The following is a 24,076-nucleotide window of genomic DNA, read 5'->3' on the forward strand; positions in this document are numbered from 1 at the left end:
CCGAGAAAACCAGTGGGAGGAAGCCATGCTGGCCTATGTGCTGAAACGTATTCTCTACATGATACCGACATTGTTCGGCATGTCGTTAATCGCCTTCATGATCATTCAATTGCCGCCTGGCGATTATCTGACCTCGCTTCTGTCCACCATGGCTGATGGGGGACAGAACCTAGATGAAGCAACCATTGCCCGCCTTCGCGCGCAGTATGGTCTCGATCAGCCCGTCTATGTCCAGTATTTCGTTTGGATGACGGGTATTCTGACGCGGGGCGATTTTGGCTACTCGTTCGAGTGGAACCAGCCTGTATCAACGCTGATCTGGGATCGCATGGGCTCGACCCTGCTCATCTCGTTTGCCAGTCTGTTGATGGTCTGGGCGATTTCACTGCCCATCGGTATCTACTCAGCGGTAAAAAGGCATTCGTTCGGTGATCACGCCTTTACCCTGCTTGGATTTATCGGCCTGGCAGTGCCCAACTTCATCATGGCACTGACCTTGATGTATATGAGCTACCGTTTTCTGGGCCAAAGCGTCGGAGGCATTTTTTCTCCTGCATTTGTCGATGCACCGTGGAGTGTTGCCAAATTCACGGACATGCTTAGTCACATGTGGATACCGATCATTGTCATCGCAATGTCCGGTACCGCGGCAATGATCCGCATTCTGCGTGCCAATCTCTCCGACGAATTGAGCAAACCCTATGTGATTACGGCGCGTGCAAAGGGGCTTCCCGAACGGAAAGTCATTGTAAAATATCCGGTGCGTATCGCGCTGAACCCCTTCGTCAGCTCAATTGGCTGGGTTTTGCCCGATCTTGTGTCCGGCGTGACCATAACTGCAATCGTCCTCAATCTGCCAACCGCAGGCCCACTACTCCTTCGGGCGCTTGTGGGGCAGGACATGTATCTCGCCGGCAGTTTCATTCTTCTCATGGGCGTGCTCACCCTGGTTGGCATGCTGATTTCCGACATTCTTCTGGCTGCGCTTGATCCGCGCATCCGTTTCAACTGAAGGGGCTCTCCATGTTGAGTGACACAAATAGCGTCTCCACGCTGGAAACAGGTCCCGCAATCAGTCCTCTGAAACGCAGCGGTAAGGTCGAGAGTCTGGTGGCGGCTGGGCAATGGACACTGATCCGCCAGCGCTTTTTCAGACATAAGGTCGCCGCCGTTGCTGGTGTGATCATTCTCATTCTTTACGTCATTGGTGTTTTTGCCGAATTCCTGGCACCGGGTCTGCCCAACGCATCAAGGCCGCAATACACATTTGCCCCGCCGCAGAGAATTGCCCTGTTTACCCGCTCGGCGGATGGTGGAAGCAAGTTTCTTCCCCATGTCAAAGGTTACAAGATCGAGATTGATCCAAAGGCCCTGCGCCGCAGCTTTGTCGTTGACGAAACAAAGATCATTCCCATTGGCCTGTTTGTGGAAGGTTCGCCCTATAAACTTTGGGGGCTTATCCCGATGCAAACTCGTTTGATGGGACCGCTCGACCAGCGGGAACCGATGTATCTTCTCGGCTCGGATCGTCTTGGACGAGATCTGATGAGCCGACTGATCTACGGAACTCGAGTGTCAATGTCGATTGGCCTCGTGGGTGTAGCCATTTCGCTCACCCTTGGGGTTATCATGGGAGCGGTGTCGGGATATTACGGAGGCTGGGTCGACACCCTGATACAACGTATCATCGAGATCGTCAGCGCCATGCCGACCATACCGTTGTGGCTGGGGCTGGCCGCCGCCATTCCTCTGACATGGTCACCCTTATCTGTCTATTTCATGGTCACGCTGATCGTTTCATTGTTGGGATGGACGGGACTTGCCCGCGAGGTCAGGGGGCGGTTCTTCTCGCTGCGTGGCGAAGATTTTGTAACGGCCGCCAGGCTGGATGGAGCAAGCGAGCGCCGCATCATCTTTCGTCACATTCTTCCGTCGCTTACCAGCCATATCCTTGCCGTCGTGACGCTCGCCATTCCCACGATGATCGTTGCTGAAACGTCGCTGTCATTTCTAGGGGTCGGCCTCAAACCGCCTGTCGTCAGTTGGGGCGTATTGCTTCAGGACGCACAAAATGTCCGTACGGTTGCAACAGCCCCGTGGCTGCTGATCTGGCCAAGCCTGGCCGTCGTGCTGGCTGTGCTGTCCTTCAATTTCTTTGGCGATGGTCTGCGCGACGCGGCCGACCCTTATGACACATGAGGTGTATCACGATGATAAAATCTGAAACATTGCTCTCGGTGCGCAATCTCTCCATCGATTTCCATTTGCGAACACACATCCTTCATGCCGTGCGTGACGTGAATTTCGATTTGCAACGCGGCAAGACACTGGCACTTGTCGGGGAAAGTGGATCGGGAAAATCGGTTACTGCCCGGTCATTGATGAGGCTCATCGACAAGCCTGGTCGCATGGTCGCCGGCGAGATCCTTCTCGACGGACCAGGCGGTCCGGTTGATGTCGCAAAAATGGCAGAGGGCAGTCGCGAGGTGCTTGCCATTCGTGGCGGTCGCATCGGGTTGATTTTTCAAGAACCGATGAGCTCACTTTCGCCCGTCCACACGATCGGATCGCAGATTGTCGAGGCTATCCGACTGCACAACAAGGTCACGAAGAAAGAAGCTTGGGAGCGCTGTATCGATCTGTTGAGGCAGGTCGAGATCCCGCAGCCAGCTTTGATGGCCAAGCGATACACTTTCGAGTTCTCGGGCGGAATGCGCCAGAGAGCTATGATCGCCATGGCTCTGGCCTGCGATCCTGAAGTGTTGATTGCTGACGAGCCTACGACAGCACTGGACGTGACCACCCAGGCGGAAATCCTTGACCTCATTAAACGCCTGCAAGACGAGCGTGGCATGGCAATGCTGCTGATCACCCATGATATGGGCGTAGTCGCCGAGGTAGCTGACGATGTTGCAGTGATGAGGTTTGGGCGGATCGTTGAGAAGGGACCAGTCGATGAGATCTTCCACGCCAGCCAGCATGCCTACACGCGCCAACTTTTGAACGCGACCGTGAAGCTAGAGGGCGCTGCCGAAAAACGAGCACTACCTTCGTCCCTCAGTTCTTCGGTCGAGCCGGTACTATCGATACGCGGACTGACGAAAATTTACGGTGGGGCATCGAAACTTTTCGGCGCAAGCGCTGGTCAGGGACTGGTTGCTGTGGACAATGCCACTCTTGAACTCTTTCCGGGTGAAAATCTGGGCATTGTTGGCGAAAGCGGTTCAGGCAAGACGACCTTAGGGCGCATGATGTTGCGTGTGATAGAGCCAACCGCGGGCAGCGTACATTTCCGCCCCGATGGTGACACTGCACCTGTTGAGGTCACCTCGCTCGGTAAAACTGATCTGCGTCGCTACCATCAGGATGTGCGACTGATCTTTCAGGACCCCTTTGCATCTCTTAATCCAAGAATGACAGTCAAGCAGATCATTGCGGATCCACTGATCGTATCGGGCAAAATGAGCGGGAAAGCTGTCGAAGAACGCGTTGCCCAACTGCTTGAAAAAGTGGGCCTGGACCCGCTGGCTATGGAGCGTTATCCGCACGCCTTTTCTGGTGGCCAACGGCAGCGCATCGGCATAGCAAGAGCGCTGGCAGTTGATCCCAAAGTGATCGTTGCAGACGAGGCAACCTCTGCACTTGATGTATCGATCCGTAGCCAGATCCTCGATCTGCTGCTTGATATCCAGAAGCAGCTGCATCTCAGCTTCATTTTCATTTCTCATGATATTTCGGTTGTGCGCTACTTCTGTGATCGCGTGGCGGTGATGCACAAGGGAAAGATTGTTGAAGTTGGAGATGCGCAGACGATCTGCACCAACCCGTCGCAGCCCTATACGAGGCGGTTGATTTCCTCCGTTCCAAATCCCGATCCACGCAACAAGCGCATGCTTCATCGTCTGCGCGCAGAGCAAACCTGAGGCCAGCACATGCCCAAATTCGCAGCCAATCTCTCCATGCTTTATACGGAGCACCCATTCATCCAGCGTTTTGCTGCCGCCGCTGCGGACGGTTTCAAGGCCGTCGAGTATGTCAGCCCGTACGAGGAGACACCCGAGGCGGTCGCCGCCGAATTGAAGAAAAACGGTTTAACACAAGCTCTTTTCAATTTGCCGGCCGGTGATTGGGCGGCAGGAGAGCGTGGCTTAGCCTGCCTGCCCGACAGGGTCGCCGAGTTCGAGGTGTCGGTGGACACTGCACTGGCATATGCGGGTGTTCTTGATTGTCAAAAAGTCAATTGTCTTGCCGGTGTCGCTCCCAAGGATGTGGCTCCCGACATTCTGGAGGAGACCTTGGTAAAAAACCTGCGTTATGCGGCAACGCGGCTTGCAGATGCAGGTGTGACCTTGGTGTTCGAACCGATCAACACCCGCGACATTCCTGGCTATTATCTGACCAACACAGATCATGCCGAACGTATCATCGGGCGCGTCAACCATCCCAATCTGTTGATACAGTACGATTTTTATCACATGCAGATCATGCAGGGCGACATCGTCAGAACGTTCGAGAGGCTGCAGAGCTCCATTGGCCATGTTCAGGTCGCCGATAATCCAGGGCGCCACGAACCTGGCACAGGCGAGATCAATCACGATTTCATTTTCAAACGTCTGGACGCGCTTGGCTACGATGGCTGGGTTGGTTGTGAGTATCGCCCGGCGGGCGATACCAGCCAGGGGCTCGGCTGGCTGAAGGCATATCAATAAGGGAGAAGGTACGTTGCAAGTTGGATTTATTGGACTGGGCGTTATGGGTCGCCCGATGGCGCAGCATTTGATTGAAGCCGGTCATGACCTTTATGTGCATCGGGTCAAGCCCGTCTCTTCGCATCTCGTTGAGAGTGGTGCTGTTGCCTGCGACACAGCGGCGGAGGTTGCGAAGTCGGCCGAGGTGATCATCCTTATGCTGCCCGACACGCCTGATGTCGAAACAGTTCTGTTTGGTCAGGATGGCGTTCAGCAAGGTCTCAGCAGCGGCAAGCTCGTCATCGATATGAGCTCCATTTCGCCGTTGGTAACCAGAGACTTTGCGGCTCGAGTTGAAGCCCTGGGCTGCGACTATCTGGATGCGCCGGTGTCGGGTGGCGAGGTTGGCGCAAAGGCAGCGTCTCTGACCATCATGGTTGGTGGAAAGACTGAGGTCTTTGAGCGTGCCAGACCGCTTTTTGAGCGCATGGGCAAGAACATCACCTTGATTGGTGGCGTCGGGGACGGCCAGATTGCGAAGGTTGCGAACCAGATCGTTGTTGCTCTCAATATCCAGGCGGTTTCAGAGGCACTCAGGTTTGCTCAAAAGGCAGGCGCCGACCCCGCGATCGTACGTAAGGCGTTGATGGGTGGTTTCGCCGCGTCTCGTGTTCTTGAAGTGCACGGCGAACGTATGATCAAGGGAACGTTTGAACCAGGCTTCCGCATGCGTCTGCATCACAAGGATTTGTCGCTTGCTATGGAATCTGCACGACTTCTCGAGCTGATGTTGCCGAACGCAGCATTGGTGCAACAACTCATGAACAGTGCATTGGCCAAAGGCCTCGGTGACAAGGATCACTCGGCGTTGTTTGAGCTTTTGTAGTCGATCGCCGCTGATGGCCTTAGAAAGGAAACTGCTGTGATTTTAGATCCACGCCGCTTTCTGACTTCTCTTTATGATGTGGCTGTACAAGCGGCAGATCCTGCAAATGGCATGACGAAATTCCTGCCTGTGCCACCGGCCAATGGTCGCGTCGTGGTGATCGGTGTCGGGAAGGGAGCCGCCCAGATGGCACGCTCCTTTGAACATGTCTGGGACGGTCCGCTCAGCGGACTTGTCGTGACGCCTTATGGCTACGAGTGCGAAACGCGTGATATCGAAGTTGTCGGTGCGGCTCATCCGGTGCCTGATGAATCCGGGCTTGCCGCTGCAAAGCGGCTGAAATCCATCCTGTCAGGCCTTTCTGCTTGCGATCTCGTAATTGCTCTGGTGTGCGGAGGAGGTTCAGCTCTTCTGCCATCACCACCGGATGGCTTTACTCTAGCCGACGAGATAGGTCTCAACGAGGTACTTCTTGCGTCAGGCGCACCAATCTCAGCAATGAATGTGGTACGAAAACATTTCTCCACCATCAAGGGTGGGCGCCTTGCTGCGGCGACGAAAGCACGCGTCGTCACTTTTGTCGTCTCGGATATTCCCGGGGACACTGCTGCTCTCGTGTCGTCTGGTCCAACGATTCCCGACGACAGTTCCCGTCAGGAGGCACTGGACATAATTGCGCGTTACCGCATGGAGCTGCCGTCCAAACTGCTGGATTTTCTTAGCACGCCCGCTGCAGATGCTCCATGTCCGAAAAGTGCTGCCTTTGAGGGCAACACATGGCACGTTTTGTCTTCGGCGCGTGTGGCGCTCGATGCTGCCGCAGAATTTGCACAGCATGATGGTGTCAACGCGGTGATATTGTCCGACGCCATGGAAGGCGAGGCGCGGGATGTTGCGCGCGTCCACGCTGCCATAGCCCGTGAAATTGCCACACGTGACAGTCCATTTGCAAAACCTTGCCTGCTGCTTTCAGGCGGAGAAACTACCGTGACATTAAAATCTGAAGGTGGCAGGGGAGGGCGCAATGGCGAATTTGCACTTTCTTTGGCGCTTTCCATCGACGGTTTAGAGGTGCACGCCCTGGCAGCCGATACTGATGGCATCGATGGTTCGCAAAACAATGCTGGAGCATTTGTCGACGGAACCAGTGTGGAGCGCTTTCGCGCGAACCACATTGATGGGCAGGCCCTGCTTGCCGCCAACGACAGTTATTCGGCTTTCTCCCTCGCCGGGGATTTGTTCGTCTGTGGGCCAACCGGTGTTAACGTCAACGATTTTCGCGCTATACTGATCACCTGATATGGGCCCTGTGGGGTTAAAGTCACTTGTACGGCTGGGCTAGTTGCGGCTGCAACAACAGCATGTCAGTTTCGATCAGCATATGGGACCGTTGGTCTACTGGATGTTTTTGCAAAGCCCTGCCGTTGAGTTCCTGCATGGTGAGATTGTATCAAACTCCGGAGGGATGTTCCGGGGCACCGTGGACAAGCTGCATATCGGGAGAGTTAACCAGATGCAGGTATCGTTCAAACTGGATAAGCACATCGGCTAGAATTTGATCTCGTGACATTCCCATCAGGTCGTACCCCCGGTTACCACTCGAAAAATAAGTCCTTGCCTCGTACCTGAGCTCCGGTTGCCCTGCACGTACTGTTGTGAAACTTGCAACACGGTGGCTCGTCAGGGACACGCCATATACGAAGTCGCGCACGCCTTCAGCTGGTGATCGCAGGACAATTGCATCGGCGTCTTCTGTCAAAATCTCTGAAATTCTGCCCTGTGCCGTGAGTTCCTCCGCCATCTGCACAAGGGCGGGCCGCACATTCTTTTCCATGAAGCGGCGAACGTCTTGTTCGGTGGCTGCAGTCAACATTAGACCAAGACGACGTTGCCATGTTTGTCCGCTGGCAGGCTGCGCCGGTGGAAGGACACTCTGGCCTTGATGAGCCTCCCGCTGTGCGAGATCTTCCCTCATACCCCTAAACAGGGACCATACCAAAGCGAGCATCACTACTGTAAAGGGTAGCGCGCTCGCAACTGTAACGGACTGCAGAGTCGCAAGGCCACCGGCCAGAAGCAGGCAACCCGCTACCAATCCCTCCATCATACACCAGAAGACGCGTTGCCCAGTGGTTGTGGTGGTTTCGCCGCCTGCTGCTATTGCGTCGACGACAAGTGCACCAGAATCTGCGGACGTGACAAAGAAGATCGAAACCAGAACCACCGCCAAGGTTGAGGTGATGGCGGGAAGGGGGAGATATTCGAAAAACCGGAAAAGCGCGACCGACATATCATTGGCCACAGCATCGCCCAAGGCGCCAGATGCCACACCGGTATCGATAAACATAGCTGTATTGCCGAACACCGTCATCCAGAAAAAAGTGAAGCCGGCCGGTATGAAAAGTACCGCCATCACGAATTCGCGCACTGTGCGACCTCGCGATATGCGGGCGATGAACATGCCAACAAATGGCGACCACGAAATCCACCAAGCCCAGTAGAACAATGTCCAAATGTCGATCCATGGAGTGGGTTTGTAGGCATATATGTTGAAGCTGCGCAAAACGATCGTGTCCAGATACATTCCGAGGTTTTGCACGAAGTCCCTGAAAATCTGGCCAGTTGGTCCGACGATCAGCACGAAGATCATCAGCAGTATTGCAAGTAGCAGGTTGGTTTCGGAAAGGATCCGCACACCCTTGTCGAGGCCAGAGACCACTGACAAGGTCGCAACCAGGGTCACAGCGGCGATCAAAGGCAACTGAATCTCTGTGCCAATAGGGATGCCCAGCAGGTGATTTAGCCCCGCATTGATTTGCGCAACGCCTACTCCAAGAGAGGTTGCTATGCCAAACATTGTTCCCACAATTGCAAAAATATCTACAGCATGCCCGATTGGCCCATTTATCCGATTTTTGAGAAGGGGATAGAGGCCGGAACGGATCGTGAGTGGCAAGTTATAGCGGTAGCCAAAATAAGCTAGAGACAGACCCACGACAGCGTAGATTGCCCAGGCGTGAATTCCCCAGTGGAAGAACGTCACTGTCATCGCTTCCCGCATGGCTTCAATCGAACGTGGTTCTGCTGTGGGAGGTGCCATGTAATGCGTCATGGGTTCACCTACCGCATAGAACATGAGGCCGATGCCCATCCCGGCTGCAAACAGCATGGCCACCCATGACGTGAAACGAAAATCAGGAACTGAATCGTCAGGACCGAGTTTCAGCTGCCCGAAACGTCCGAATGCCAGTACCAGGACAGAAAGCAGAAATATTGCAACTGCAAGAAGGTAAAACCATCCAAAAGCGCTCAAAATTGACTTTTGCACCGCACTGAACAGCAACCCGGCCTCTCCCGGCATAAAGACACCGATGGCGAGAAAGATACCAATGATGAAGAGTGACCCATAAAAGACTGGAGGGTTTATGACGAAAGGCTTCATAGGTTTTGATCTTTCCAGCGTCTGGTTTTCCAGGAAATCATGTCTACTACGAAGTATTTTGACGCGCGGATGTTACTCACGACGAATTCCCGAACTGTAATCAATATGCCTGAAAGTCTTTGAAGTATCGGTGGATAGAACGGCTTTGAAGAGGACTGCGTTCCACCCAATTACTGACCCGTAAAAGAAGGGGAGAACGCTGTGACGACAGGCGCACGTGTCCAGGTTCTTATCGATGATACGGCCGGACTAAATATCCAAGCGGTTGTGCAGATCATAGGGAAGTATTGTCGGAGACGGTGTTCATATGACCAACCATGCCATAGACGCAGCTTCGCCCTATGAGATCCTATCTGGCGGTTAGGTTTATGATGTCTGCGTTTGCGTTGTCAGAGTGTGACGACACTTGAGTTCGCTAACGGCCTCATTCATTTCCGATCATCCTTTATCGAAAACAGACGGATCTACGACTTCATTCCCCAGTTGGTCGTTGATCTCGTTTTTGGATTGCCCCAAAATTTGAAGAAGCGCCGTGTGCTCAGGTTTGCCAACACTCTCTTCAAGGAAATCAGAAAGTGCCTTGCGGGTCTGCTGACCTCCGGAAGGCTTATTGGCTGTGTGCAGGACAACTATGTCTCCGTCATTTGTCTCAATCGACCAACGATCACCATTACTGCTGATTGAAAACTCTTTATTATCGGTCATTATAGTTCCCTTCGACGGTGAGTACGGTTTTCACTCTCGGTCGCCCGGCAGCACTACAAATAGGCAGTGAAGCTAATATTTTTTTGGGTAGTTTGCCGCGGCTATCGGCCTCAAGTACAAAGCGCGTGCATTACGCACCATTCGTCGGTTCAACATAGTTTCTTGCTGTTGTGTTCCAAATTGTCTTCTCCGGACAATTAAATCGTCTGTCGTCAAACTCAGATCGCAAAACCGGGATGCAAAAAGGCGAGCCAGTCGTCTGCGGCCCTACATGATCACTTCGTCGGCTGCTTCATTTTTTTTGGCGTTCTGTTGTCGGCCAAAAAGCGACCATGCCGACATAAACAGGGCGGCAATGAGCGGCCCGATGACAAATCCGTTAATTCCGAAAAGTGAAATGCCGCCGACAGTGGAAACCAGAACAATGTAGTCTGGTAACCGGGTGCTTTTACCTACCAGCAATGGTCGCAAGAGGTTATCGATCAGCCCTATGACCAGCACTCCGATGAGTACCATGGCGAGCCCCTTCAACCATGCTCCGGTGAGGAAAAGCCAGATAGCAGCTGGACCCCAGACAAGAGCTGCTCCAACGGCCGGCAGCATTGACAGAAAGGTCATTACCACACCCCACAATGCAGGCGCTTCGATACCAAGAGATAGGAAAGCAATACCGCCAATCGTTCCCTGAATGATCGCGATGATGATGTTACCCTTCACGGTAGCGCGCACAACTGCTGCGAATTTATCGACGAATTGGCGCGTGTAGTCATCGCTCAATGGAATTGCCTGTTGGATTGTTCTGGCAAGTCCCGCACCATCCCTGAACAAAAAATACATGAGATAGAGCATTATGCCGAAACCAATAAAAAACTGCAGTGTGTTCTGGCCCAGGCTGAGAACTGTTCCGGCAATCGACTGTCCTGCTTGCATAAAGGCAGCAGAGACACTCTCCCGCAAATCTGTGAAGCCATCCAGCCTAATTGATCTTAGCCAGTCGTTGGCAAACGCGGGCAAAGCCTCCTCGATGCGCGTGGAGTAGGCGCTAAAATCAATCTCGTTGTTATTTATCCGTTGATAAAGGTTGGAGCCTTCACGAATGAGCGACCCCAAGATAATCATGGACGGCAGGATGACGAGAAAAATGCACAACAATACGGTTAGCAACGACGCTATCCCGCTCCTCCCTTTTAATGCATGCTCGACCCGCCTGTGTACCGGAAAGAATATGATGGCAAGAATAACTGCCCATAGCACGGCACTGTAATATGGCAACAAAAGCCAGAAAAACGCGATCGTCACTACCGCCAGCAAGATGTAGAAGCTTGTTCGTTGAATAGACATGTGTGCCTTTGTTGGCTAGCCGAACCTAGCTTTCTCTTCAGCAAGTACAGATTTTGGTAGTACTATAGCAGTGCCGTGATTTTCCGAGCAACACGGCTCGGTCTGTCTCAAATGGCTTCGGTCATGATGGAAGTTCGTCTGTAAAGACCTCGAAGCTCGTCAAAATCGCGGGGCCAAAAGCGGTCGATAGCGCAACGTCGGTCGCATCCCGCCCTATGGCCATCAGTATTCGTCCTACGCGTGGTGTGTTGTGGCGGGCATCGACCGTGTACCACCGTCCACTCAGGTAGACCTCGAACCATGCGCTGAAATCCATCGGGTGCGGGTTCTTGGGAACGCCGATATCTCCAAGGTATCCAGTGCAGTAACGGGCAGGGATATTCATGCAACGTCATAGCGTAATGGCCAGATGGGCAAAGTCCCGGCAAACACCTTTTCGGTCAGTGAACCCTCCGTGAGCTGTTCTGAGTGGATCTGCTCTATCATAATCGAAGGTTATGTGCTCGTGGACAAAATCAACAATTGCTTTCACGCGTTGCCAGCCGAGCGGGGTACCGGAAAATGTCTCCCAGGCGAAGTCTGCCAATCTGTCGGTGTCACAGTAGCGGCTGCCTAGCAGGAAAACCAGCACATCATCAGGTAGATCCTTTATGTCGTGCTGAAAGGCATTTTCAGGAACCGGATCTGGCAGGCCACTGTCATATATATCGAACTTGGTAGAAATCGTCGTAAGGCCGGGTGGAGCAGATATACGACTGCAGACATTACCGAATATGTCGAGATAACCCCAAGCCTCAACCGGCCTATCAAAGGTGAGCGTTTGTTCAGTAAGTAGGTCGGCGCGCCGGCTGGGGTGAATATTGAGGACGAGCAGCATCGCCGTCTCATGCTCGCACTGATAACCGATATTAAAGCCGGCACGTATTTTCATAGAGGTGTTCCTAGTGAAAGGCATCAAGCCGTTCAATTGCAACGCACTCAAGTAAGGGACGTTCCATCGGGGGACGACCGCCGTGTCGCCTTGCGGCTTTGGCGTGCTCAGTGTCGAGAGCGCATTAAGCTGTGGACATCGAATGCGTTCTTGGCGGTTCGAGCCTTGTCACATTTAAGTTGTGCGTTTGCGTTTCGCGACGAGAGCGGATGTTGCAGATACACGATCAGAATGCTCTTTTTCAAGGCGTGCTTGCCTGAGCCGCAAAGTCTTTGCTTCGCGGTTCTGCGTTATTGCCTCAAGCTCATCAAACGCTTTTTCCTTCCCGAAGAAGGGCGTTTGGATATCGTTGAAAGCAATTTCCGCTTTCTGTCGGGAAATGCTGTACTTTTCGGTCATTTGAATTCCTGTTGCAAAGTTGGCCAACGAGGCCGAGCTAAAAAGCTAGGTGATTTGCCTGGCCTTTTATAAAAAAAAGTGACGTGCTTTCAGAAGTGCCAGCACATCCGTGGTCAAGGGAAAGCACGATCTCCTCAGGCTGACTGAAGATTACAGGCCGACATTTTGCCGGACTTGCTGTCCCGCTCCAGATCAAAGCCGATCTTCTGGCCTTCGACGAGGTCGCGCATCCCAGCGCGCTCAACGGCGGAGATGTGTACAAAAGCATCTGCGGACCCATTGTCAGGCTGTATGAAGCCAAAGCCTTTTGTGGAATTGAACCACTTTACTGTGCCAGTGTTCATGATGAACCCTTTCATAACGATAAAGAAAACACAGCACTCGGTGCCGTATATGATGATAACGATTTTGAAAGGAGAGGTTCGTTCAGACCGCGGTGCCAATCGCGAGATAATCAAAGCTAAGCAAGCAAACTCGATCACACTTCGTAAAGTGTCTTGCAATGATTGTCAACCAAAAGTTTTTGGTCGTTATTTTGTTCGCGCAAAAGTGGCGATCCGCGTGAGTGAGTTGAAGAACTCTTTTGCGCCCCAGGCCGCTGTGGCTACCGAAGCATTCTGCTGCACGGGGGCTGAACTGAAAGAGATTGTTCCCGATGAAATGGCCAATGATCGCAAGTGGTTGGTCCCAAATACTTTCAATACGGCCTTGTTTTGTGCGCAATCAGGGCGCATGATTGGAAAACATACCGGCGTGTCTTGTGATATCTCGCCGGAACTTATTTCCATTACAGCCGCATTGTATGAATTACACGCGCTTTCGATCTGCTTTTTTTATCGGCTCGTCTTGTGCTGGACTTTCTCCAGTGCGCGCGCTCATGCTGAAAACTGGCTCTACGCGGACGAATTTGTTCGAACTGCTAAAGAAAGGCCAAAACCATGAAGACCAACGGCAAACACAGACGTCAAGCACTGAGCGTAGAGCGTTGGGAAAACGAGGGTGGGGCCTGCGTCACGGATACACCTGATAACCAATACGGCAGAAGGATCGAGAGAGATCGCTCATGGACGATCTACCATGTGTTCACGGGAGTGCCGGTACGAATAGGGGACTGCACGCTCATTGACCTGAGCATATCTGAGGCGACTGACGGCATGTTGTCACTCAATCGACGCAACGCTACCCTCAGACAAGAGCGCAGCAGGTGTCAATCATGACACTGGCTTTCCCCAACCGTGCGCGCAGCTTCGATGACGTGCGAAACGCCGTGCGGTTTCTCGGCTATGATGGCATGTTCGAAATTCGTTTTTTTGTTGAAGCCGAGGCCTTGGCCAAGGGCACGACGCCTAGAACGCGAATGTCGGAAGCCCAGTATCTCTCGAGTTTTGACACAATGCTCAAGCCCATCCATGAGGCGGCCAAGAAGGTATATGCGAAATACGGGCGCAATTTGAATGTTCTGACAATCAGCGATCTTGCTTAACTTAGATTGGCTGACCTTCTCTTGGCGCTCATTTCCTCGGCCATGGGAACGGAAAGCGTCCTCTTCGTGAATGTCTGGGCGAGATACAAGCAATCAAACCATCACATATGATGTAAACGTCGTGTCAGCACACCGTGTGGACGCGGGTGGGCATATGGTTCAATCATTTTCTACCTTAGTTCATCCGGTGATGACTTAGGGGAAGCCGCAGCTTTGACCGTGTGCCGTATATCTCACGGAAAAAGTCGGATGAGTTGTGATGCTGTGATTTTGTCGCGGGTGACAGAATCCGACGAAATGCAAGATTCGATGTTTCGACGTAACTCCGTGGGGACTTCCGGGCCGCCGGCTTGCAACAGTTTGTCGGTCATCGAAAAAAGCGTCTCAACTGCAACACGGCACTGTGAGGCGGACAGGATTGCAACGTTTGCTGCAGGGGAAGCTGCGTCCTGGGGGCTGTCCCGGTATGTAAAGACTGTCAAGCAATACCAAGCCAGAAACACCCCGCACCAGATGACTATACTGCCAATTATATAAGCGCGCATCGAGGTCCTCCACTGGTTTCTATTGGTACTGCAAAAATAACGACGGCACCTCAGGATTAGTGATTTGTTGTAAGAGCCATCGGATTGGTTATGTGACTGAGAATGTGTATACTCTGGCAATCGACAGCAAATTCATCAGGACGTTGCCGACTGCGGGAGCATTGTCTCGCCTTTTCTCACAAAAGGACGGACAAATGGTAACGCGTATACGTGTGAATTCCAGCGTGGTTCTCTATAGATCTCACGATGCCTGGATGGTTGAAGTCGTTGATGGCTTCGAAACACTGATGTTTGGTTATCGGAACAAACGAGATGCTCAAAAACGAGCGAGCAGTGAACAAAAACGTCTAGGGATAATAGCGCATGTTATCCCGTTTCCCTATCATCGGATTGGCAAACTTCGTTTTACCTCGGTGACTGGTGATCTACCAACATCAGTATGAAAACCATTCCGGCTGGGGTTGTACCCAGCCAACACCGGGGCCTACCGTTCGTCAGGGCCACGCTTTTGTTCATCAGACTTTGATCCACCCGATTTTTGGTTGTGGTCTTTTTTTGACGGATTAGCAGTCTGGGAGCGTTGGTCCGATTTCTGATCGGTCTTTTGATCAGGTTTGCGAGTGTCAGTCATAAGACGTACTCCTTGCCACGTGATGCGGCACTAGCAAACGCCATTGCAAACATATCGTTCCTCAGCTGCAAATAAACGTGCAGGGCACCGCGTTCGGTCGCATGGTGGTGTTCTTCCCGAGTCCATCTTTCCGCTGACAAGTGTTTTGCGCGAAGGTCGCTATGGTCACACGTAGTAGCAAAGGAAAAGCGCGGTTGATCACGGCCCGAGGAACAAGATACTGGTGCGTTGAGGCTACCAGGCGGTGATATCTGTGCTGCATCTCATCGACCGGATGATCGAATGGTGTCATCTCAAGAAGAAATCGGTGAATAATCTGCTCTTTCACAGCAGCATAATCGTGTCGCGGTTCGGGCGGGCACGTGCTCTCGGGCACCTGCGTCAGATATCGACAGGGTCAGTACTGCGCAACGATAACAGAGCGTCAGTTGCAGCAAACATCGCTCCGCATGATCAAGTCATGAGCTGTTGTCCATGGCTGCTAAATCCAAGCCGTTTCAAACCAGATTTCGTTTCCGGCGCGCCCATAAACAAGTCCCAAAGCAAGCCGCTGCGATAGTTTTCTATCATCGCGACAATTGGGCCTTGATTAATTGCGAGATGAGTTTTGGACACCCATCCCGTAGACGGCTTGAAAGAGTCCATGAGGCCAAAGCGGCCTTCAAGGCGTCCGCCTCTCCAATGCAGAAATTGATGTGCGGCCTCGATTGCTTCCGTTGGCAAAAACGGAATGCTGGAGAGGGCGGCTGTCGGAGCAATTACCCCGCTGTCATTGATAGGCGAATTGACCAAGTAACCTCTTGGGCCGTCGCAGGCAGACAATCCCCATCCGTCGGCATCTTTGTATCGAGATCGACAATGCAGATAGTTGATTTTGGCATGTGCATGGATTTGCATCCAGTAATCACTGCAATAGCCGTCTCCCAGACCCCTTGGATCTAAGGCGCAAAATGAATACTGGGATAAGAAAAGCGGCCCGCCAAACGGGTCGCCAAGCGGTAGGCGAACGCCCAGGTATTCGTTGCCATTTAATATTGCTCCATCTCGTGCCCACCCTGAATGATAGCAGGCGGGATCAATCCCATATTTCCAGGAACCGGCAGCAAGGACGTAACAGCTCAGAGCCTCATTCCAGCCCTGTATAGGCAGATTACGAGCCCAGGCGTGGCGAGGGCTCCAGTGCCACCATAAAGGCCCGGATTCTCCCTTTGTGTACCAGTCCCACTCCACAGCCTGCACCAACTCGTCAACTGCGGTCTGTAGTTTGCGTTCAGCGGGCGTCGATCCTGAAAAAAATTCACGTGAGCAGATAAGACCTTGCATAAGGAAGGCGGTTTCAACGAGATCGCCACCGTCATCAAATTTCGCAAATGGTATCAACTCGCATGTCTCGGCATTCACGAAGTGAGGAAAGGCGCCATGGTAACGCTTTACCTTCCCAAGGGATGACAAGATCTGGTTTGTCCGCTCCAAGGCATCGGCAGCAGTGATCCAGGATCGATACGCGCCAACAACGATTGCAATAAATGCAAAACCGATCCCGCTGATAGAGGCGATCTCGTGGATGGGCTTTCCATCCGATCGCAGCCGATCACGCGGAAAACCCGTACTGGGGTGACTTTCCAACCAGAAATACTCGAACGTGTTCCGCTGCAGCGCTTGGATCTCCTCCGGCAAAGCGCGCGTGACGTGGGAGGGCTCAACGGGTCTGGGTGGATTCAAAAGTGACAAATGTGCGGTCATCGATTGTGCAGGGTATTGATTTCGTGTGGTCGAAAATGTCAGAATCCATGCCGTTACGCTTTCAAATGCCAAAATGCTGATTATGAACTTTTCTTAGATACCACAGATTCCAGAATGGTTTCTGATGGGCAGCAGGCGAAATTCTCCGCACTTTTCCAGACAAAACAGCGCAGGCGTCATTTACCATCCAACTCTTTGCCCCCAGTCGCCCACAATGTGCCAGTTTCCAAGACGAGGGGCACCACCAGTTTGGCGAAAGCCCGGCTATGAAAGGCTGAGCGATCTGAATGCAATAGACAGCTTTCTGACGGCAATTTCAATTTCATGCGGTGTATAGGCGGCAAAGCCCATCAGTAACCCGGGCTTGGCGTCTCCGGTGGCATAAAGCGCAGACAGACCCAGAAGTTCCACTCCCGAGCGCCGGGCGGCGTTGACGGCAGCCTGCTCTGAAATGTCGCCGATGAGACGACAAGGCATTTGCAAGCCACCGGCGGGTGGTGCCGGTTCAACAAAATCCGAAAGATGTTTGCGAACCAGTTGCGAAGCGACGTCCAGCCGCTGCGCATACATGCTGCGCATGACACGTACGTACGAGCCAAAATGTCCACCTTCCATGAAACGGGCTAGCGTCAGTTGCGCTATGGAAGCGGTATGACCGTCCAGCAGGGTGCGTCCTACAGTCATCGGCTTGACGAGTTGCGATGGAAGGATAGCGTAACCAATGCGCAATCCCGGAAAGAGCGCCTTTGTGAAGGTGCCGATATAGATTGTCCGGTCATGAGGATCCAAACCCTGCACACACGCGGTTGGCTTCCCAGCATAGTGAAACTCGCTGTCGTAATCATCTTCGATGATCCATGCCCGTTGCCGGGCCGCCCAGTCGATCAAGGCCAGGCGACGGTCCAGGGAAAGCGTGGCACCGGTCGGGAACTGATGAGAGGGGGTCAGGAATACCGCTTTGACCTTGCGTGGCTCAGCCTTGATCTGGTCGACAACGATCCCGTTATGATCAACGCTGACCGGAATACATTCAAGACCCGCGGCGTCAAACGCCTTTCGGGCGCCATAATAGGCCGGATCTTCAATGAATATTCGGTCGCCATAATCAAACAGCATGTTTGCGCAGAGCGTCATCGCTTGTTGCGAACTGGTCAGTACCAGTACTCGGTCGGCTGTCGCGCTAGCACCTCGTTCGAGATTTACATAATCGGCGATAGCGCGTCGCAAGGGTTCCGTTCCCTGCGGGTCGCCGTGAAGAAGTGCACTGGTGCCATGCTCTTTCAGCACCTGCCGCTCCAGTCGTTCCCAAAGCTGCAGCGGAAAATTGCGTGTTTCTGGAACACCGTGCGCAAAAGGGCGAGGCGCCAGAATCTCTCGCACGCCACCGCCGTGCGACATGGCCGCTCCACGCTTGCTCAGGTCAGGGGCCTGATTGCGCGATAAAGTGCCACGCTGCTTGAGCCGGTGCTGCTGTGCAAACTCAGTCATCGCCGAGACGAAGCTGCCGCTGCCCACACGCCGTTCGATAAAACCTTCTGCATGAAGCTGGGCATAGGCCGATTCGATAGTATCTCTTGAAACACCAAGTGATCGTGCGAGCGACCGCGATGCGGGCAGTGGTTTGCCGGCGCGAAGTGCCCCGTCAATGATCATTTGGCGGATTGCCCGTTGTATCCTGGCATGAATAGGCATCGCTTCATGGCCGGGATGAGCAAGCCAAGCCTGTACGGTTTCCAGTTGTGAATGCCTGAACAATTGGTCTGCATCTCTCTCGAAAAATGGATGGGAATATCCGTCCATTTTCCGCCTAGAAGTCAAGCAGAAGAATTGCAAATGCCGCGATTGAAGGAACATCGAAAATCCATGTCCACTCGTCTGAAATCACCATATCTCACATACATATTCGATCTCGTGCACCCGATCGTTGCGGGACTGATCTCCGTCATCGTTAATTACGGAGGGACTTTCATTCTGGTATTTCAAGCCGCGCGCGTCGCGGGTCTCACACCCGACCTCACCGCATCCTGGGTCTGGTCGGTTTCGATCGGCGTTGGTGTGACGGGGGTGATCCTCAGTTGGCGCTACCGTGAGCCCATCATCACCGCATGGTCGACGCCGGCTGCGGCGTTCCTTGTGACAGCACTCGGTACAACCCCTTATGCCGAAGCGGTCGGCGCCTATATCGCATCGGCGGCTGCGTTTGTCCTGCTGGGGCTTTCGGGCGGCTTTGAGAGAATCGTCCGCCTGATCCCGCCTGGTATCGCATCGGGCCTGCTCGCCGGCATCCTTCTTCAATTCGGCATTGGTGCCTTCGCCGGTGTAACAGTCGATCCCCTACTCGTTGGTCTTCTTATTGTCGCCTACGTCCTGCTGAAGAGGTTTTCTGCTCGATATGCAGTTGTCGGTATTCTCGGTCTGGGGCTTGGGTTGCTGGTCATGCAGGGGCGAGTTGATCTGGCCGGGCTGCAGCTTCAGTTCGCTGCACCTGTCTTGACCATGCCGGTCTTTTCTCTGAATTCATTGTTAAGCGTTGCGCTGCCACTGTTTCTCATTACTCTGACAGGTCAATACATGCCGGGAATGCTTGTTTTAAGGAGTGATGGTTTCAGGACGAGTGCCAATCCCATACTCGCGGTGACCGGCCTTGGCTCGCTCATTATGGCGCCGTTCGGATCGCATGCGTTCAACATTGCCGCGATCACCGCCGCCATCGCCACAGGACGGGAGGCCCATGAAGACCCTTCAAGGCGCTGGATCGCCGGTATTGCGGCGGGCTTCTTCTACGTGCTGGTCGGCGTATTTGGTGTGACGTTGGCGGCCGTTTTCATGGCGTTTCCCTCGACCTTCATTACCGCGCTGGCAGGGCTTGCCTTGCTAGGTACCATTGGTAACAGCCTTGCTGCCGCCCTGGCAAACCCCGTCACCCGTGAGGCAGCACTCATAACCTTCCTCGCGTCGGCGGCGAACATCAATCTGCTTGGGATTGGTGGCGCATTCTGGGGACTGGTTATCGGCCTCGTCGCCTATGTCGGCTTGAACGGCCGCTTGCTGACCCGAGACCGAAGCATAGCCAAGATGAAGCAAGAGACTGCCAAATGACGGACCTGTCATGAATATAAACATCGATAGCAACTGCGTGAACACGGTGCGCGAAGACAATTGGGCACCGTAAGCCATTTGCTTGACGAAGATAGGCGGCTTGTGTGCCGACATGGCCATTTCTCTTGGCTTCTGGTAGTCGCCTGCATATCCGTCTCTACAAGGGGGCATATGAATAATCGCAAATGGTGTCGAGATCGCAGTTATCGACGCGGGCAGATGTTTGCGCCAGTCCCGATCGTTGCAAGTATTGTTCACTGGAGTTGTCGTGACACGGTGCGCAGCAACACTGTTTAATGGTGATACCATTATCACCTATTGAAAACTCGAAGTGGCTCAGTGGCTCACCTGCAATGACATCGCGCTTTCGTTCTGCAAACATTGAAGAGCCTGGTTGGCAACATCAACGGTTTTTGAATATTGATTGCTTAATCAAAAAAGGGCTGGAACCATTCGTGTGCTTCCACGTTGTGGCAAGCGATCAAATCGCAGTCATGTCTTGGAATCGCGATTTTCGAGAAAAGAACTGGTACGGATGCAAGATTTGAAAGAAGCGATCTCTCCCCCCATTACGGTCCTCATCGTCGAGGACGAGGCATTTATACGCATGGATGTCGCAGATTATCTGTCTGACGATCAGTTTGTGACCATTGAAGCTGCGAATGCTGACGAAGCAATTTCAATACTCGAGCATCGCGAAGATATTGAGGTCGTGTTTACCGATGTGAACATGCCTGGTTCAATCGACGGAATGGAACTGGCAGGGCTCATCCGGCAGCGATGGCCCTCGATGAGCGTGGTTATGACTTCTGGCATGGTTCGGCCATCACAGTCTGCTCTGCCAGGTAGCGTCAAGTTTTTTGAAAAGCCCTACGACCTTTCCGAACTGAGTGTTTGGATGCGCAACGCCAGACAAGGTGTGGAATAAATCTGGCTGGCATTTTCTCGTGTCCGGTGGTTATTGACACACCACCATCCAACTGCGACGAAAGCTCATGGCCAATAAATTCTCATACGACATTTTGCTGACCTCCGAGTTCGAGGCGTTCATTGATGAATGCCTTCAAAAGGGGGAGTATGCCAACGCAAGCGAAGTGGTTTGCGCGGCTCTTCAAACCCTGCGTGCTGCACCAGTTCAAGCAAAGCCGGTTAGCACAATAGAGTGGCCAATCGGCGGCGGGGAGTGTGGCCAGCTGATCCGCGGGTTTGATTGGGCATCAACGGCGCTTGGAGCTGTTCAGACATGGTCTGTTGAACTGCGGACCACCGTTGCAAATGTCGTGAATTCACCTGTGGCAAAAGTTTTAATGTGGGGTGAGAGCCACGTGATGATCTACAATGATCGTTACGCGGAGATAGCCGGTGCCAACCATCCACATGCTCTGGGTGGTACCGTCCCGGGCATATGGCCTGAGATATGGGACTGGAACAGGGAAATGCTTGAAGCTGGCTTTCGCGGGGAACTCCGTTCCTACCGCGACCAGCCCATGGAACTTGTCCGAGAAGGCATTCCGAAAACATTTATTTTCGACCTCTTTTACACGCCAGTTTACGAAGCGGATGGGACGGTTGGTGGCGTGCTGTGTACCGTGGTTGACAACAGCGATCGCTCTGCGATGAAAGCCAAGATTGCGGCAAATGAAGCAGAACTTCGTCGCGTGACTGACGCTATTCCCATGCTGATTGCCTATGTGGACCGGGACCATGTCTATCGTTTTGCAAACGCGGCTTACGACAGTTGGTTCGGGTCCAAACCTGCCGATATGGTGGGGCGACATGTGTCGGAAGTTGTTGGTGATGAGGCCTATTCCAATCGCCGTCCGGACCTTGATCGTGCTCTCGCCGGAGAGGCATGTATTGCAGAGGCAGATATGCCATATGGGGGAGGTGCGCCCCGACGGCTGGAAATCCGGTATGTTCCTCATGTCGAGCCTGACGGTTCGATACCAGGCGTGCATATCCTTGGCATTGATATCGAGGAACGTGCGGTACGCGAGGCCGAACTCGAAATCAGCAATAGCCGTTTCCGAACTGCGATGGATGCGGTTCATGGAGTGCTGTGGACCAATTCCGCGGATGGACAAATGGTCGGCGAACAACCGGGTTGGGCGGCACTCACAGGTCAGAGCTTTGATGAATACCAAGGGTTTGGCTGGGTAAATGCGGTTCATCCAGACGATCGAGAAGCGTCAACGGTGTCATGGAATGATGCGGTCGCCACCAAATCCATGTACGTGCATGAGCATCGCGTGCGTCGGCATGACGGCGAATGGCGGCAATTCGCAATAAGAGGACTGCCTTTGTTAGGCTCGTCTGGCAGAATTGTCGAATGGGTCGGCGTCCATACGGACATCACTCATCAAAGAGCTGCCGAAAGAGCACTCCGTGAACAGGCAGAAAACCTGTCGCGTCAGATTCGACATCGGGAGCGAGCGGAAGAGCAGCTTCGACAACTGAACGATACTCTTGAAACAAGGGTGATCGCAGAGATTTCCGAAAGGCGGCAAGCGGAAACCAAACTCGCCCAGTCGCAGAAGATGGAGACCGTGGGCAAGCTGACCGGTGGAGTTGCGCATGATTTCAATAACCTTCTTCAGGTCGTATCTGGCAATCTCCAGCTCTTGTCGAAAGAAGTTGTCGGCAACGAACGTGCCGAAATGCGGATCTCGAATGCATTGGCGGGTGTTAGTCGCGGATCAAAGCTTGCCAGCCAACTTCTTGCTTTTGGTCGACGACAGGCACTTGAGCCCAAGGTTGTGAACGTCAGTCGTTTTGTGCGTGATATGGATGACATGATCCGCCGGGCGATCGGGGAGGCTATCGAGGTTGAAACCGTTGTCGCAGGCGGTTTGTGGAATACCTTTATCGACCCCAACCAGATCGAGAATGCCCTTCTCAATCTGGCGATCAACGCCCGCGATGCGATGCAGGGAACAGGTAAACTGACGATCGAGCTGTGCAATGCACATCTAGATGATGCCTATGCACGCAGTCACGACGAAGTTTCACCCGGCCAGTATGTTATGATGGCTGTGACAGACACCGGCAGCGGGATGGCGCCAGACATCATTGACAAGGTTTTTGAGCCGTTTTTCTCCACCAAAGGAGAGGGAAAGGGGTCGGGGCTTGGCCTCTCAATGGTCTATGGCTTCGTCAAACAGTCAGGCGGCCATGTCAAAATCTATTCCGAAGTAGGTCACGGCACGACGATCAAACTTTACCTGCCTCGCGCACTGGAATCCGAGGATGTCGAGGTTGTCGTCGACAATGGTCCGATCACCGGTGGAACGGAGACCGTTCTTGTCGTTGAGGATGACGAGGAAGTCCGGGAAACTGTGGTAGCGCTGTTGGCTGACCTCGGATATCGCACGTTGAAAGCAGTGGACGCGGCGAGTGCTTTGACAGTAATCGACAGCGGAATACCGATTGACCTTCTGTTCACCGATGTCGTCATGCCCGGGACCTTGAAAAGCCCGGAACTGGCACGCAAGGCCAAAGAACGCCTGCCTCATATCGCAGTGCTGTTCACATCAGGCTATACGGAAAATTCGATCGTGCATGGGGGCAAGCTTGATGCGGGGGTCGAGTTGCTGTCCAAGCCTTATACCCGTGAGGCGCTCGCTCGGAAGTTCCGCCATGTATTGGCAAACCAGAAACAGCGGGCCGTAGAGAATACGGCGACACCGGTTTCAGATACCGTGGAGCAGATTGCCACGCCAATCACATCGGCTCGGCTTACAGCTGACGCAAAGACGGTGCTGCTGGTCGAGGACGATGGACTGATCCGACTGACGACAGCTGAAATGTTGCAGGATGCAGGCTATATAGTCGTCGATGCCGCAAGCGCTGAAGATGCCCTCACGGCACTGCAGACGTTGCCGGTCGATATTCTGGTCACTGATCTCAATCTGCCGGGCGCGTCAGGCGTTGAGCTAGCAAGCGAGGCGAGGAAACTACGACCATCAATAACAATTGTATTTGCGACTGGCGATCCGACGGCGGTGAAGGGGCAGCATGACGCGCTCATTCTCGCAAAACCTTACGATCACGCAGATTTAACGGTTACTTTGTCGAAGGCGAGCGCATTATACGTGGCCAACCCTGTGCCCCTGAAAGAAGAGGAAGAGTCTGATCGTTAACGAAAGACGTGAGTTTTTCTCCTGTATATGCCGACGATCTATTG

At 53.3% G+C, this 24,076-nt stretch carries 18 protein-coding genes and 1 pseudogene; 11 read left to right on the forward strand and 8 right to left on the reverse strand.

Going from position 1 to position 24,076, the window contains the following annotated elements:
* Positions 1-25 precede the first annotated feature (25 nt).
* The 6 genes from M2418_RS22355 to M2418_RS22380 are packed head-to-tail and all read left to right on the forward strand — an operon-like array spanning position 26 to position 6,873.
* Complete coding sequence (locus M2418_RS22355; protein WP_192490204.1) at positions 26-1,012, forward strand: ABC transporter permease; 987 nt, start codon at positions 26-28, stop codon at positions 1,010-1,012.
* Positions 1,013-1,023: 11 nt separating this feature from the next.
* The gene (locus M2418_RS22360) at positions 1,024-2,199 is read left to right on the forward strand and encodes an ABC transporter permease (RefSeq protein ID WP_259149193.1); all 1,176 of its coding nucleotides are present in this window, start codon (positions 1,024-1,026) and stop codon (positions 2,197-2,199) included.
* Positions 2,200-2,210: 11 nt separating this feature from the next.
* Positions 2,211-3,923 carry an ABC transporter ATP-binding protein gene (locus tag M2418_RS22365; RefSeq protein WP_259149194.1) on the forward strand — a complete coding sequence of 571 codons (1,713 nt, stop codon included), beginning with the start codon at positions 2,211-2,213 and terminating at the stop codon, positions 3,921-3,923.
* A 9-nt stretch (positions 3,924-3,932) separates the two neighbouring features.
* Positions 3,933-4,709 carry a 2-oxo-tetronate isomerase gene (otnI, locus tag M2418_RS22370; protein WP_259149196.1) on the forward strand — a complete coding sequence of 259 codons (777 nt, stop codon included), beginning with the start codon at positions 3,933-3,935 and terminating at the stop codon, positions 4,707-4,709.
* Between the two features lie 13 nt (positions 4,710-4,722).
* Positions 4,723-5,574, forward strand: a complete 852-nt coding sequence (locus tag M2418_RS22375; RefSeq protein ID WP_259149197.1) for a 2-hydroxy-3-oxopropionate reductase — start codon at positions 4,723-4,725, stop codon at positions 5,572-5,574.
* Positions 5,575-5,610: 36 nt separating this feature from the next.
* Positions 5,611-6,873, forward strand: coding sequence for a glycerate kinase (locus M2418_RS22380; protein WP_259149202.1), 1,263 nt, complete (start codon positions 5,611-5,613; stop codon positions 6,871-6,873).
* Positions 6,874-7,024: 151 nt separating this feature from the next.
* Here M2418_RS22380 and M2418_RS22385 read toward each other — a convergent pair whose 3' ends face one another.
* The 6 genes and pseudogenes from M2418_RS22385 to M2418_RS22410 all read right to left on the reverse strand — a co-directional run bounded on the left by M2418_RS22385 (position 7,025) and on the right by M2418_RS22410 (position 12,736).
* Positions 7,025-9,016 carry a BCCT family transporter gene (locus M2418_RS22385; RefSeq protein WP_259149204.1) on the reverse strand — a complete coding sequence of 664 codons (1,992 nt, stop codon included), beginning with the start codon at positions 9,014-9,016 and terminating at the stop codon, positions 7,025-7,027.
* A 438-nt stretch (positions 9,017-9,454) separates the two neighbouring features.
* On the reverse strand, positions 9,455-9,721 hold the full coding sequence (locus tag M2418_RS22390; protein WP_192490211.1) for a hypothetical protein: 267 nt from the start codon (positions 9,719-9,721) through the stop codon (positions 9,455-9,457).
* Between the two features lie 267 nt (positions 9,722-9,988).
* Positions 9,989-11,062 (reverse strand): AI-2E family transporter, encoded by a 1,074-nt coding sequence (locus M2418_RS22395; protein WP_259149206.1) that lies wholly within the window; start codon positions 11,060-11,062, stop codon positions 9,989-9,991.
* Between the two features lie 121 nt (positions 11,063-11,183).
* Positions 11,184-11,993 (reverse strand): annotated as a pseudogene (locus M2418_RS22400) (transglutaminase family protein).
* A gap of 174 nt (positions 11,994-12,167) precedes the next feature.
* Positions 12,168-12,392, reverse strand: a complete 225-nt coding sequence (locus M2418_RS22405; RefSeq protein ID WP_192490323.1) for a hypothetical protein — start codon at positions 12,390-12,392, stop codon at positions 12,168-12,170.
* A 134-nt stretch (positions 12,393-12,526) separates the two neighbouring features.
* Positions 12,527-12,736 (reverse strand): cold-shock protein, encoded by a 210-nt coding sequence (locus M2418_RS22410; protein ID WP_250985757.1) that lies wholly within the window; start codon positions 12,734-12,736, stop codon positions 12,527-12,529.
* Between the two features lie 49 nt (positions 12,737-12,785).
* On the opposite strand from M2418_RS22410, the gene M2418_RS22415 reads away from it, so the two are divergent.
* Both M2418_RS22415 and M2418_RS22425 read left to right on the forward strand, forming a co-directional pair.
* Positions 12,786-13,334, forward strand: a complete 549-nt coding sequence (locus M2418_RS22415) for a hypothetical protein (protein ID WP_259149207.1) — start codon at positions 12,786-12,788, stop codon at positions 13,332-13,334.
* A gap of 271 nt (positions 13,335-13,605) precedes the next feature.
* A complete protein-coding gene (locus M2418_RS22425) occupies positions 13,606-13,875 on the forward strand; it encodes a DUF1488 domain-containing protein (protein ID WP_250985760.1) in 270 nt (89 codons plus the stop codon).
* A 1,629-nt stretch (positions 13,876-15,504) separates the two neighbouring features.
* Here M2418_RS22425 and M2418_RS22430 read toward each other — a convergent pair.
* Both M2418_RS22430 and M2418_RS22435 read right to left on the reverse strand, forming a co-directional pair.
* Positions 15,505-16,638, reverse strand: a complete 1,134-nt coding sequence (locus M2418_RS22430) for a glucoamylase family protein (RefSeq protein WP_259149325.1) — start codon at positions 16,636-16,638, stop codon at positions 15,505-15,507.
* A 420-nt stretch (positions 16,639-17,058) separates the two neighbouring features.
* Positions 17,059-18,549 (reverse strand): PLP-dependent aminotransferase family protein, encoded by a 1,491-nt coding sequence (locus tag M2418_RS22435; protein WP_405049468.1) that lies wholly within the window; start codon positions 18,547-18,549, stop codon positions 17,059-17,061.
* Between the two features lie 108 nt (positions 18,550-18,657).
* Between M2418_RS22435 and M2418_RS22440 the strand changes: the two genes are divergently transcribed.
* The 3 genes from M2418_RS22440 to M2418_RS22450 all read left to right on the forward strand — a co-directional run bounded on the left by M2418_RS22440 (position 18,658) and on the right by M2418_RS22450 (position 24,032).
* Entirely contained in the window at positions 18,658-19,893 is a 1,236-nt protein-coding gene (locus M2418_RS22440; protein ID WP_259149215.1) for a benzoate/H(+) symporter BenE family transporter, read from the forward strand.
* Between the two features lie 544 nt (positions 19,894-20,437).
* Positions 20,438-20,821 carry a response regulator gene (locus M2418_RS22445; RefSeq protein WP_259149217.1) on the forward strand — a complete coding sequence of 128 codons (384 nt, stop codon included), beginning with the start codon at positions 20,438-20,440 and terminating at the stop codon, positions 20,819-20,821.
* Positions 20,822-20,888: 67 nt separating this feature from the next.
* On the forward strand, positions 20,889-24,032 hold the full coding sequence (locus M2418_RS22450) for a PAS domain-containing protein (protein WP_259149218.1): 3,144 nt from the start codon (positions 20,889-20,891) through the stop codon (positions 24,030-24,032).
* Positions 24,033-24,076: the final 44 nt, after the last annotated feature.

This window comes from Rhizobium sp. BIGb0125, assembly GCF_024810055.1.
Taxonomy (GTDB): Bacteria; Pseudomonadota; Alphaproteobacteria; order Rhizobiales; family Rhizobiaceae; genus Agrobacterium.